Source organism: Rhizobium rhododendri, from assembly GCF_007000325.2.
GTDB lineage: Bacteria > Pseudomonadota > Alphaproteobacteria > Rhizobiales > Rhizobiaceae > Rhizobium > Rhizobium rhododendri.
In genome coordinates this window covers 3,072,372-3,084,988 of record NZ_CP117267.1, presented here as the reverse complement: position 1 = coordinate 3,084,988, position 12,617 = coordinate 3,072,372, and the positions used below count along the sequence as shown (strand labels likewise).

General features: G+C 60.5%; 12 protein-coding genes and 1 riboswitch. Of the genes, 6 read left to right on the top strand and 6 right to left on the bottom strand.

Annotated features, from left to right (window positions below; genetic code table 11):
* Positions 1 to 2 precede the first annotated feature (2 nt).
* The 6 genes from PR018_RS15005 (at position 3) to PR018_RS14980 (ending at position 4,998) form a co-directional block, all read left to right on the top strand.
* The gene (locus PR018_RS15005) at positions 3 to 407 is read left to right on the top strand and encodes an RNA-binding S4 domain-containing protein (protein ID WP_142824605.1); all 405 of its coding nucleotides are present in this window, start codon (positions 3 to 5) and stop codon (positions 405 to 407) included.
* A gap of 199 nt (positions 408 to 606) precedes the next feature.
* Positions 607 to 945 (top strand): ferredoxin FdxA, encoded by a 339-nt coding sequence (fdxA, locus tag PR018_RS15000; RefSeq protein WP_111219526.1) that lies wholly within the window; start codon positions 607 to 609, stop codon positions 943 to 945.
* 361 nt (positions 946 to 1,306) lie between these two features.
* Positions 1,307 to 1,876, top strand: a complete 570-nt coding sequence (locus tag PR018_RS14995; RefSeq protein WP_111219528.1) for a CarD family transcriptional regulator — start codon at positions 1,307 to 1,309, stop codon at positions 1,874 to 1,876.
* 339 nt (positions 1,877 to 2,215) lie between these two features.
* On the top strand, positions 2,216 to 3,079 hold the full coding sequence (locus PR018_RS14990; protein ID WP_111219530.1) for an RNA polymerase factor sigma-32: 864 nt from the start codon (positions 2,216 to 2,218) through the stop codon (positions 3,077 to 3,079).
* Between the two features lie 514 nt (positions 3,080 to 3,593).
* A complete protein-coding gene (locus PR018_RS14985; protein WP_142828771.1) occupies positions 3,594 to 3,809 on the top strand; it encodes a CsbD family protein in 216 nt (71 codons plus the stop codon).
* Between the two features lie 277 nt (positions 3,810 to 4,086).
* The gene (locus PR018_RS14980) at positions 4,087 to 4,998 is read left to right on the top strand and encodes a PhnA-like protein (RefSeq protein ID WP_142824608.1); all 912 of its coding nucleotides are present in this window, start codon (positions 4,087 to 4,089) and stop codon (positions 4,996 to 4,998) included.
* A 325-nt stretch (positions 4,999 to 5,323) separates the two neighbouring features.
* Here the strand turns inward: PR018_RS14980 and PR018_RS14975 are convergent, their stop codons facing one another.
* From PR018_RS14975 to PR018_RS14950, 6 genes are all read right to left on the bottom strand, one after another.
* Complete coding sequence (locus PR018_RS14975; protein ID WP_142824609.1) at positions 5,324 to 5,647, bottom strand: EAL domain-containing protein; 324 nt, start codon at positions 5,645 to 5,647, stop codon at positions 5,324 to 5,326.
* Complete coding sequence (locus PR018_RS14970; protein WP_142824610.1) at positions 5,586 to 7,100, bottom strand: M48 family metalloprotease; 1,515 nt, start codon at positions 7,098 to 7,100, stop codon at positions 5,586 to 5,588. The genes PR018_RS14975 and PR018_RS14970 overlap by 62 nt, the downstream gene beginning before the upstream one ends.
* A 292-nt stretch (positions 7,101 to 7,392) precedes the next feature.
* Entirely contained in the window at positions 7,393 to 8,106 is a 714-nt protein-coding gene (locus PR018_RS14965) for a thiamine ABC transporter ATP-binding protein (RefSeq protein WP_142824611.1), read from the bottom strand.
* Entirely contained in the window at positions 8,103 to 9,737 is a 1,635-nt protein-coding gene (thiP, locus tag PR018_RS14960; protein ID WP_142824612.1) for a thiamine/thiamine pyrophosphate ABC transporter permease ThiP, read from the bottom strand. Before thiP ends, PR018_RS14965 begins: the two co-directional genes overlap by 4 nt.
* Positions 9,738 to 9,746: 9 nt before the next feature.
* On the bottom strand, positions 9,747 to 10,775 hold the full coding sequence (gene thiB / locus PR018_RS14955; protein ID WP_142824613.1) for a thiamine ABC transporter substrate binding subunit: 1,029 nt from the start codon (positions 10,773 to 10,775) through the stop codon (positions 9,747 to 9,749).
* Between the two features lie 48 nt (positions 10,776 to 10,823).
* Positions 10,824 to 10,940, bottom strand: a riboswitch (TPP riboswitch).
* Between the two features lie 64 nt (positions 10,941 to 11,004).
* Complete coding sequence (locus PR018_RS14950; RefSeq protein WP_142824614.1) at positions 11,005 to 12,546, bottom strand: MDR family MFS transporter; 1,542 nt, start codon at positions 12,544 to 12,546, stop codon at positions 11,005 to 11,007.
* Positions 12,547 to 12,617: the final 71 nt, after the last annotated feature.

Here is a 12,617-nt window from a genome sequence, read left to right as displayed (position 1 = left end):
CCATGGTGGACGAAAGACAGGTCTCAAGCGGTTCGCGACAGCGCATCGACAAGTGGCTGTTTTTCGCCCGCATGATAAAATCCCGCTCGCTGGCGCAGACCTACGTGCTTAAGGGCAACGTACGGATCAATGGCGAGCGCATCATCCAGCCGAGCCATGGCGTCAGGCCCGGCGACAAGATCGAACTGTCGCTGGAACGACGGGACATAGTTCTCGTTGTCAGACTGCCCGGGGAGAGGCGAGGTCCTTTCGAGGAAGCCAAGCTGCTGTATGAGGACATCACGCCGCCACCGGATGAAACGAAGAAGCTGACCCTGTTCGAACAAGCGCTGCGCGACCCCGGCGCCGGGCGCCCGACGAAGCGCCAGCGCCGCGAGATCGACCGGCTGATGGCGGACGACGAATAGAATACGATGCCGGCAGGCTTGAGATTTAGAGACTGTTTAATCTTGAAATCTGCCGACAAAGCCGATACCTGACGAGCAACCCGCTGAGACAGCCGGTTTACTTGCCTCCGGGACGAGGCAGGTTGCCGGTACCCGATGGAAAGGCGCGACGTTCCAGGTCGTGCGTCCCCGGAAAACTTGAAAAATCCTGGAGTTCATCATGACCTACGTCGTGACCGACAATTGCGTACGTTGCAAATACACCGATTGCGTTGAAGTCTGCCCGGTAGACTGCTTTTACGAGGGCGAGAATTTCCTGGTCATCCATCCCGACGAGTGCATCGATTGCGGCGTCTGCGAACCGGAATGTCCGGCTGAAGCCATTAAGCCCGATACCGAGCCGGGCCTCGACAAGTGGCTGAAAATCAATGCCGATTACGCGACCCAGTGGCCAAACATCACGGTCAAGCGGGAGCCGATGGCCGAAGCAAAGCAGATGGATGGCGAGACCGGCAAGTTCGAGAAATACTTCTCTGCCAACCCCGGTTCTGGCGACTGATCCCTGCCTTCAAATGAACGTTGCGCCGAATCATGGCGCGCGTTCGAATTGGCGTGCAAATACGGCACTGCAAAGCAAATTATTGATTTCCTCAGATTTTTGTGCTAGGGTCGCTCTACTGATCCATTGAGGCATCTTGATGCTTCTTTTCACCACGAAAGCAAACAAACAATCCCGCACGCGGTTTCCTTGACATATCAACATTATGAGTTGTCGGGTCAAGGATCGCGATGAATGGATTGTTTTTCTGCGCCTTTGGTGGACCAGCATGTAGTCACCCCGACGGTTATCCGTCTCATCCGGGCCTGACTGACCCGGCCTCGGCGCTCGCCGGGTGCATAACAGGGAGTTTTTGATAAGAATGACGACCCAACAGAAGAAACCTTCAGTGCGCCACGGCTTCAAAACCGGCGAATCGATCGTTTATCCCGCCCACGGTGTGGGTACGATCACCGCGATTGAAGATCAAGAAGTGGCTGGCATGACGCTTGAACTTTTCGTGATTGATTTCGAAAAGGACAAGATGCGTTTGAAGGTTCCGGTGGCGAAAGCCATGAGTATCGGCATGCGCAAGCTGTCGGAAAGCGATTTCGTCGAACGTGCCTTGAAGGTCGTGCAGGGTAAAGCCCGCGTCAAGCGTACCATGTGGTCGCGTCGGGCGCAGGAATATGATGCGAAGATCAATTCCGGCGACCTGATCTCGATTGCTGAAGTCGTCCGCGATCTTTATCGCGCCGAGAACCAGCCGGAGCAGTCCTACTCCGAGCGCCAGCTTTACGAAGCAGCTCTGGACCGGATGGCTCGCGAAATTGCTGCCGTCAACCGCCTGTCGGAAACGGAAGCCGTTCGTGTCGTCGAGACCAACCTCAACAAGGGACCGAAGCGAGGCAAGGTTCTGGAAGAGGAAGAGTCGCAAGACGAAGCGGCGTAATGATATAGGCAGCATTCTTCAAAAACCCGGCCCTTGTGCCGGGTTTTTCTTTGGAACTTTTATTTTTTCATTGCGTTAATCGCATGTAATTCCGGCAGAGGACCTGCCGCGTCCACCAACTTGGGGCCGGATCATGCATTCAATTCCAAGACTTTATGTCTCTCAGACAGTACATAGTCCACCGCACCGATCCGACAAGCCCTGACGAAAACACATTGAAGATCAGGGGCCGATTTAAAACCCCTATCGCCGACACCAAAGGTCATCTGCGCAGCGTCTGCGCGGACTAGGCACTGCTTTTTCTGCTTCCGGCGCGACGCCGACATTAGGGAGAATGATATGACGACCATGTCTGCAGATCGACGCATGATCAAAATCGCAATGGCGGCTCCCTATCTCGAGCGAAGCGAAGAGCACGATCTTGCACTTCGCTGGAAGGAAAATGATGACCGCGGCGCCCGCAACAAGATTGCGACTGCCCATATGCGCCTTGTCATCTCCATGGCCGGCAAGTTCCGCAACTTCGGCCTGCCGATGAGCGACCTCGTTCAAGAAGGTTACGTGGGCCTGCTGGAAGCCGCTGCCCGCTTCGAGCCTGAGCGGGAAGTGCGCTTCTCGACCTATGCAAGCTGGTGGATCCGCGCTTCTATCCAAGACTACATCCTGCGCAACTGGTCGATCGTTCGCGGCGGCACGAGTTCGGCCCAGAAAGCGCTGTTCTTCAACCTCCGTCGGCTGCGCGCCAAGCTCGCCAAGGGCGATACGCAGCTGACTGTCCAGTCCATCCATCAGGAAATTGCTGCTGCTCTCGGCGTCAGTCTGAACGATGTGCAGGTGATGGATGCCCGTCTCTCCGGCAACGATGCCTCTCTGCAGGCCCCGTCGATCTCCGGCGATGCCGATAGTGCCGAGCGGATGGATTTTCTGGTCAGTAACGAGCCGCTGCCGGACGAGCAGGTGACATCGATGATCGACGGCGAGCGCCGGCGCAAATGGCTTGCCGCAGCCCTCACCCATCTGAACGAACGCGAGATGAAGATCATCAGTGCCCGTCGCCTGGCTGAGGATGGTGCAACTCTCGAAGAACTCGGTGCCGATCTCGGCATTTCCAAAGAGCGTGTTCGCCAGATCGAAAGCCGCGCCATCGAAAAGCTTCGCAGCGCGCTGGTTGTTGCCGATCCGCACATGGCGGCATTTGCGTAAGGCAGAAGGTCTCAGATTTGGAAGATACTTGCGTCTCTCGCGATAGCTTCTGCACATAACAGAAACGCGATCCGATACGCTGCCTGCTTTCAGCGTATCGCACCGCCATTTACGCGGACGCGTTTCAGGTGAGTGGATGCCCCAATTTCTTTAACTGATTAAGTCAGTCGCTCTGCACCAAATCCATCTTTTGATTTGCAACCACATAGGCGCGGGACTGCACAATGGCTCCCATGAGCGCCGTTGACATGCCGACCCCAACGCCCTCGCCAAAATCCGCAATCTTGCTGCAGTAAAATTCAGACTCTGGGCGATGTACCGGCTATTGCGTTGCTGCGCCGATACTGAGGGGCGCGCTTACCCCGCAGGCTTGTGAACTCACTCGCTGGTTGACGACGTCTATATCACCAAATTCCGGCCCTCACTTATCCTCGATATAATTTTCTACATTAGCGGAACAAGATGTCGACACTTGCGTTTTGCGCCCTGTAAAGTCAACGAAATGAGGCGTCTCATGAGCAGCACCACAGACAAGGCATCCGGTCTCGCAAACGAAGCGATCGGCAACATCAAGCAGGGCGTCGGCAAGCTGGTTGGCAGCGAAAAGCTTCAGGCTGAAGGCAAGCTGCAGGAGATCAAGGGTGAAGGCCAGCAGGCCGCCGGCGAAGCAAAGGCCGCTGTTAAGGACGGTGCTCAAAAGGCATCAGACTATCTCGACAAGAAGCTCTGATTATCCAGTCTGCGGGCTCTGAACTCAGCCTAAACGCGGTTACTGCGCCTTTTATAAATGGCCATTCGCGCGTCAACAAAGACAAGCTCGAGGAGCCCGCAAGACGATAGTCCGAACTTCGACGCGCCCTGCCACCCGACCCCGGATCACGGTGGAAGCTGGCAGGAGCGCGTCAAATCCCCACAGTCACAAGAATTGCCTCCGAGGTCAAAAAGGGTACAACCGCCCTCGGATGCGGGTCTTTCTCAATCAACTTTCGAACATCAGGACTCGACCCATGACAGACCCCGTTGGCATCAACCGCCGCGCCGAACTCGCCTACGCTGCAGACCCGAGCGACTCTGCCCTTTTCAACAAGATTTCCTGGGGAGCGATTTTCGCAGGCGTCGCCGTAGCGCTTGCCGTCCAGTTCCTTCTCAACCTCCTCGGTGTCGGCATCGGTGCTGCCGTCGTTGACCCTGCCAAATACGACAATCCTTCCGCGAGCTCCTTTTCCATCGGCGGTGGCATCTGGTTCGTCGTTGCGGGGCTCATCGCGGCATTCGTGGGTGCTTATGTCGCCGGGCGCCTGTCCGGTCGGCCAAGCAAGTCGACGGGCTCCTTCCATGGCCTGACAACATGGGCTGTAACCACGCTGGTCATCCTGTACCTGCTTACGACATCGATCGGTGCCGTGGTCGGCGGCGCATTCAGCGGTCTCGGCAGCATGCTGGGCGGCGTTGGACAAACAGCAAGCACAGCCGTCTCGGCTGCCGCTCCAATGACTGCAAACGCCAACAACCCGATGGCAGACATCGAGAAGCAGATCCGCAACGCCAGCGGCGGCAACGATCCTGAAGCCCTTCGCGCGGCTGCTGTCAGCGCCGTACAGGCAGTGATCACCGGCGACCAGGCAAAGGCTGACGATGCCCGCAACCGTGCTGCAGATGCGATTGCAAAGGCTCAGAACATCCCTGTCGATCAGGCTAAGGCGCAGGTTGCCCAGTACGAAGCAACGTATCGCACGAACATGGAAGCAGCCAAGCAGAAGGCTATCGACGCCGCGCAGACAGCTACCAAGGTTGTGTCCAGCGGCGCCATCCTTGCCTTCATCGCCCTGCTGCTCGGTGCGGTCGCCTCGTGGTTCGGCGGTTCGGTCGGCACTCGGGCAATTCCGGTCGCTACCGTCGCAGTCAACAGCGGCGTCTGATATTTAGGCTCTTCGGCGATATGAATACCAAAGCGTTCCCCATTGCCCCGACGGCAATGGGGAACGCTGCGTTTCGGGCACTGCTTGAAAGGCAACTCACCCTTCATCGGGCATCGCAACGTTTTTTTTGGCGGTTGGATGTCCAGGCCGCTGACGGTCTACGACCTGAACAGCTGCAATATGGCATTGGGCATCACGCTAATCTTACCCCCACCTTCGGCAACGACTGCCATGCCGAGGCTATGCCCCGATCTGATAACGGGCGCCACGATCTTGTGGCTCCCGGCATCGACGTCCATCGTCTTTACGAAACTGGCATCGATCTTCAGCTTGTCGACGGCAAAGCGTCGAGACGGGTGAGGCTGGAGAAGCCGGTTCCGAAGTCATCGAGGGCAATCCCGAAGCCTGCACTCTTGAACTGCCGGATACTATCCAAAGCGAGTTCCTGATCTTCGATCAGGACGCTTTCGGTAATTTCGATATGCGCACGATGAAAGGGGAAACCGCACCGCGCGATGGTGGAGGAAATTTCATCGAACAAGCGAGGATCATGCACGTGCAAGATGCGTTCGGGCGCGGCAGCGACGCTATTCGGCGATGATCTTGACGCGGTCGCCGGGAGAGACGGAGGAGCCTGTCTGGAGCGCATTGATCAGCTTGAAGAGGTCAAGCTTGCGGTCGGTCCCCATCATGCGCGAGGCGAGCGTCGTGATGTTGTCGCCCGGCTGGACGGTGAGGACGCGGACACGCAGCGGTTTCAGCGATGCGGCTTCTGCCGGCGTGATGTGGCGGAAGCTGGCGCGAAGGACATCGGCCGTCTGCTCCAGTGCTGCGCTGCCCTTGGGCACTGCGGTCAGGAAGCGGAATATCTGCGACTTGTCGCGAATGACGGTCACGTCGAAATCCCAGCGGTCGGCCGATGCCCGTGCCGTTGCCGCTTCCATTCCGTTGACGACCATCGGCTTGATGGTTGCCGGATCGAGGCCGGTGACCCAGCCGCTCGAGATATAGTTTGTCAGCGACTGGTTCTGTGTGTCGGCGACGCCGTCGAAGCGGACGGCTATGTCGCCGGGGCCGGTCGCCAGCACTGCCTCGACCTTGTTGTCGATGCGGAATTCCGGCGGCACCTCGAAGCGGATTCCGAGGCCGCCGTGCAGGAACACCTGGCCCCTGACATAGCCCTCCTCCGGGCTGTCGCCATAGAGCAGCCCGTCGATACCGTTGAGATAATAGTCGCGGCCGGTGTCGCCGACCTTGCCCTGCTCGCCGAATTCACGGGCATGTTCGCGCGCCAGATCGATGCGCTGCGGCGTGCTTGGATGGCTCGATAGGAAGTCGAGGCTCTGGTCGGCGTCGGAGTTTGCCGACTGGTAGCGACTGTAGGCTTCCATCGAATCCAGGAAGCGGGCGGCGGCGTAGGGGTCGTATCCGGCCTGGCCGAGCGTGCGAATACCGATCTCGTCGGCCTGCAGTTCCTGCTGGCGCGAGAATGCAGCCAGACGCAGCTTGCCGCGCGCCAATGCCTGCTTGCCGGCGATGTCGCTGGAAAGAACCTCGCCGACGACGCGGCTGGCGATGACCTCGGCCTCTTCGCGCTTCTGCCGCTCGATGCCGTGGTTGGCGGTCACGTGGGCCATCTCGTGGGCAAGCACGGCCGCCACTTCAGAAGCATCGTTTGCGAGCGCCAGCAGGCCACGGGTGACGTATAGGTAGCCGCCCGGTAGGGCGAAGGCGTTAATAGCCGGCGAGTTCAGAATGGTGATGCGGTAGGATTGTAGCGGATTTTCCGAGACGCTGGTGAGGGCGCCGGCAATGCGGGCCACAAGCCGCTCGGTCTTTGCATCCTTGTATTCGCCGCCATAGCTGGCAACGATGCGGGGATGCTCGCGTGCGCCCATCTGGGCGCGGGGATCGTTCTTCTGGACTTCCGAGACGATCTGCGGATTGGCCGATGGCGAGACGTTTGGCTGGTACGTCTGGTCCATCAGCGACTGGCAGCTATTCAGCACTGTCGCTGCTGCCAGCAGCAGGACGTAGCGCCGGCACGACGTAGCAGCGCCGCGCAGCCTGGAAGGGCGCAAGCGTGTCCTCGTTCGTTCCATGCGCTCGGGCTGCTTCAGGACTTCAGTTCCGCTTGTCGTGTCTTAATGTCGGCAGGTCGCAAGATCGCGCTGATCGTCGTCCTACATGCTCGAGGTTTAGATCCATCCGCGCTTTCGCGCCGCATTTGTCGATGGTCTGCTCCCACTGCTCTAACTGATTTAGGCCTTAGTTGCATAGCGAGACTCTGCTTAATTGTGGCGTCGTTGCATTTTGGCAAGCATCGGTTCGAGATTACATTGTCGTGCAACACCGAAATTGCGGCAAAAGTCGTGCCGCGGCGCGGTCATGACCTCAAATCTGCAAAAAGCGCTGCAAAGCGGGCAGGCCGAGTGCCTCGAGAAAGCCATCTATCGGGGCTGCCAGGCGGATTTCGCCGGCATCGATGAACACCGCATGGTCGGCAAGCTGACGCACTTCGCGCGGATCGTGGGAGACGATCAACACCGTGTTGCCGGTCTCGCGGTGCAACTCCCTGAGCAGGTCGGCCATGCCGGCGCGAAGGCTGGGGTCTAGGGATGCAAAAGGTTCGTCCAGCAGCAGGATCGGCCGGTCGCGGATCAGCGCCCGAGCAAAGGCTGCGCGCTGCCGTTCGCCGCCGGACAGAGTGCCCGGCATCCGCTTTTCGAAGCCCTTGAGACTGACGCGTGCGAGAGCATCCGAGATCCGCCGGCGATCGTCGGCGCTGAGCCGCAGCGATGGGCTCAGCCCAAGACCGATATTAGTGAAGAGGTCGAGATGGGCAAATAGGTTGTTATCCTGGAACACCAGCGACACGGGCCGCTCGGCCGGGCTCATCATAGTGACATCGGTGCCGTTCAGCATGATACGGCCGCTATCCGGCGTCTCGAAGCCGGCCAGCAGATTGAGAAAGGTCGATTTGCCAGCGCCCGACGGGCCGGTGACGGCAATGATCTTGCCGGCGGGAAGGGTGCAGTCGAAGCGGAAATCGTGGCCGCCCAGCCGCAACCGCACGTCCGACAGGACAAGATCGGAAAGAGAGTTCACAGCCTGCCGCCTTTCTCGGCCCTGGATGCCTGGCCTGCGGTTCCAGCCACCGTCAATGCGAGGCAAAGCAGGCCCAGCAGCAGCGCATAGCCATCTGCGTCGTTGGTACGATAGCTGCCGAGCCGGCTATAGACCAGCCATGGCAGGGTGACGATATTGCCGGAGCCGAACAGCGCTACCGCTCCGAGGTCGCCAAGCGACAGCGCCATGGCGAAGGACAGCGCCGTAAACAGCGGCTTGCGCAGCCCGGGCCAGTCTACGTGGCGCAAGCGGGAAAAGCCCGTGAGACCGAGACTTGCTGCCAGCCGACCGGTGCGGGCCGTGTGAATGGCAAAGGCCGGTTCGACGACGCGGATGACGAAGGGTAGCGCCATCAGCATGTTGATGCAGACGATGAGGATGGCCGCAAACCGCGTCGGATCTCCGAAGGGACGCAGCGCCATGAACCATCCGGTCGCCAGCACGATCGGCGGCGCCAAGAGGACAAGCGATGAGGCGGCACCGAGCGTCGCCGAAAAGGCGCGGAGGCCTGTCGTGCCTTTTCGCACCGACGAGATGGCATAGCGGGCTCGCACGATTGCCAGCGAGAGGATGACTGCGAGCAGGCCGGCGGAAAGCGCGATGGCAAGGCTGGTCAGCAGCGCCTGCAGGAAGACCGGCTGGCTGGCGAGCCTGCCGAGGTTGGCCTCCATGCCGGCCACTGCGACGGACACCAGCGGCAGGCCGATGAACAGCGCAACAGTCGCGATGACCGCGCCGTCGGACAGTCGTGCCAGACGCTGCCGCCCGTCGAGGCGGCGTGGCGCCCTGCCGGTTGCGGGGCCCGGATCGTCCGGCGCCGGCAGCAGCGCCATCACGGCAAGCACGGCGCCGGTCATCGCAACCTGCAGCAAGGCCAATGCAACGGCACGGCCGGGGTCGAAGTCGAACCGCAGCGCCTGATAGATGGCAACTTCGATTGTCGTGGCCGCCGGCCCGCCGCCGAGCATCAGGACCAGGGTAAAGCTGGTGGCGCAGAGCATGAAGATGAGGCCAGCGATACCCGGAATGAGCGCCCGTAGCACAGGCCACTCGATGAAGCGGAATACGGCGCCCGGACGCATGCCAAGGCCGGATGCCATCAACCAGTATTCCGGCGGCACGCGCTCGAGGCCCGGCAGCATCAGCCTGACGGCGAGCGGCAGGTTGAAAAACACATGGGCTATGAGAATGCCGGAAAGCCCATAAATGCTGACCGGCTGTGTGAGGCCAAGCGTCTGCAGGGCGCCGTTGAGGATGCCCTGTCGGCCCCAGATGCCAAGAAGCCCCATGGCGCCGATCAGCACCGGCAGCCCCATCGGCACCGCCATCAGGCGGATCAGCCAGAGGCGGCCGGGAAAATGCCGTTGCCGGGCAAGGGCACGCGCCACGGGGATGGCAAGCGCTACCGCCAACACCGTCGAGAGCGTCGCCTGCAGCAAGGTGAAGCGCAGGACCCGCAGGATATAGGAATCGAGCAGAGGAGCGTTACCTTGCGTCTCGATGCCGGCGGCGAGCAGCGCGCCGACAGCAAGGCCGACAAACAGCAGGATGCCGGCGAGGCTGATAGCCCCGCCGGTCAGTGCCTTTGCGCGCTCGGATGTCGTCAGCATAGGGCTCGATCAGTTGCCGCTGGTGGCGGCCAGCCATTCGTCGATCCAGGCCTTGCGGTTCTTGTCGACTTCGGCCGGGCTCATCAGGAACGTCTTGGTGGGTACGACGAGCTTGCCGAAAGCGTCCGGCAGCGGCGCCGAGGTGGCGGCGCCCGGCATCATCCAGTTGTTGGTCGGGATAATGTCCTGAAAACCGGGTGTGATCATGAATTTCAGGAAGTCGCGGGCCAGATCCTTGTTAGCCGAGGTTTTCGTCATACCAGCGACCTCGATCTGGATGTAGTGGCCTTCCGAGAACGATGCCGCCTGGTAGCGGTCGGTCTTGTCGGCGATCATGTGGTAGGCGGGAGACGTCGTGTAGGAGAGCACCATCGGTGCCTCGCCCTTCGTGAACAGGTCATAGGCTTCCGACCAGCCGGGCGTGACGGTCAGGATGCGGCCCTTGAGCTTTTTCCAGGCTTCCGCCGACTTGTCGCCATAGACCGACTTGACCCAAAGCAGCAGGCCCAGGCCCGGTGTCGAGGTGCGCGGATCCTCGATGACGATCTTTTGCGACGGGTCTCCCTCGACCAGTTCCTTCATGCTTTTGGGCGGGTTCTTGATGGCTTGCGTGTCGTAGACCACTGCGAAGTGACCGTAATCGTAGGGAACGAAGACGTCGTCCTTGAAGTCGCCCGGCAACTTCACGGCCGTCGTATCGATCCCGGCAGGCTCGAACAGGCCGGTATCCCTGGCTTCGTCGACGAGATTGGTGTCGAGACCAAGAACCACGTCCGCCTTGGTGTCCTTGCCCTCGAGTTTCAGGCGCGACAGGAGCGCGACGCCGTCGGTGACGGCGACATAGTTGACGGTGCAGCCGCAGGTCTTTTCGAACGCCGCCTTGACCTTGGGGCCGGGGCCCCAGTCGGCGGTGAAACTCTCGTAGGTATAGACGGTCAGTGTCTTGTCTGCTGCCTGGCTGGCATGAGCGGTCAGAAGTGTCGTGCCGGCCGCCAGAACAAGGCCAGCCATAAATGTCGTCAGAGATCGGGTGGGCATCGAAGCGCCTCCTCCTTGGTTCGCGTTAAAACGGAGAATAGGCGCTGTTGATTTCGCGCGTCTAATCCCTCCGCCGGTGTTAACCGGATCAGGTTCCGCGGGTTGGCCGGTGAAAGCCTCTCAGCCAGATGTCCGGATGGACACAAGGCACCCCGTTAGAGCGAGGAAAGATGTAGCGGCGGGAGGGGTGGATGGCAAGGGCCCCCGACACGCGCGAAGCCCAGCTTTATCAGTCCGCGACGTGGGCTGCAGCCGCAGGGTCGATCGTCTTGGCAATGGTTGCGCCCGGTAGCTGGACGTTCTTAAGGCAAAGTGCGGTGACCAGGCCGACAAGGCAGATGCCCGACGCCGTCAGGAACAGCGGGTTGAAGGCGGCGGCATAGGCTTCGGCCACGGCTTCGCGCGTGGCAGCCGGCAAGGCCGCCATCATCTTCGGTGTGACTTCCTCGATATTGCTGACGCCGGGGATCGACAGGCCGACATGCAGCAGGCGGGAGCCGATGATGGCGCCGTAGATGGAGATGGCGATCGAGGCGCCCCCCATGCGCGAGAGCGTGACGGCGCCGGTGGCTGCTCCGATATCGCGGCTGGAGGCTGCATTCTGGATGCCGATGACCGGGACCTGCTGGGCAAGCCCGATGCCGATGCCATGAAGCAGCATCAGGCCGCCGATCAGGTAAACCGGCGTGCCCGCGTGGACTTGCGACAGGGCCGCAAAGGCAATCATGCTGCAGGCCGCACTGCCGATGGCGAAGGGCTTGTAGCGGCCGGTGGCCGAGATAAGCCGTCCCGCCGATAGCGAGCCACAGACGATGCCGCCGGTCAGGAGAATGAACAACAGGCCGGCAACCGAGGGCGAAAGGCCAGTGGTCGTCTGCAGGAACAGCGCGAAATAGTTGACCATGCCTATGGCGATGGCGCCGCTGGTGAGCGAGGTGATCAGCAACAGCCCGAAGGTCGGATTGCGGAACAACTGCATCGGCACGATCGGCTCCGGGGCGCGGCGCTCGATGAAGATCCAGGACATGGCGCAGACGATGCCGAATGCGATAATAGCGAGAACTGCCGGGGACAGCAGCGATCCGAACAGCTGGGTACCGTCAGCGGCAAGCACGATGCAGGTGGTCGTCATCGCCAGGACGATGGCGCCGGCATAGTCGATCTGCGGCTTGCGGGCGGGTTTCCGGTAGGGGAGCATGGTGACGAGGCCGGCAAGGACGATGAAGCCGATCGGTATGTTGACGAGAAAGATCGAGCGCCAGCCGAACAGGTCGCTCATCGTGCCGCCGAGCACCGGGCCGATGGCGCCTGATGCCATCAGGACCAGGCTGGAATAGCTCTGGTAGCGGGCTCTCTCCCGAGGCTCGAACAGGTCGGCGTTGATCGAGAAGATCGATACGAGGATACCGCCGCCGCCGAGCCCCTGCAGAACGCGGGCGGCAATCAGAGTGTTCATGGATACGGCAAGACCGCAGATGGCGGAGCCAACGGTGAAGATGGCAATCGCGGTGATCATCACGTATTTGCGGCCGAAAAGGTCGCCCAGCTTGCCGTAGACCGGCATGACGGCGCTCAGCGAAAGGAGATAGGCAGAGCCGATCCAGCCGAAACGCTCGAGATGGCCGAATTCGCCGACGATGGTCGGGAGTGCCGTCGAGACGATCTGGTTGTCGAGCATCGCCATGAACATGGCAACCATCAGGAACAGGTAAAGTATCAGCCGGCGACGGGGATCCGCCACAAGGGGCGCAGACGGCAGGTGCATATCCATGGGGCTTCCTATCCAGAATGGCCGTTATATGTGCTGATAGCATATATCTGTCAAGCGCATTTGAATGCATT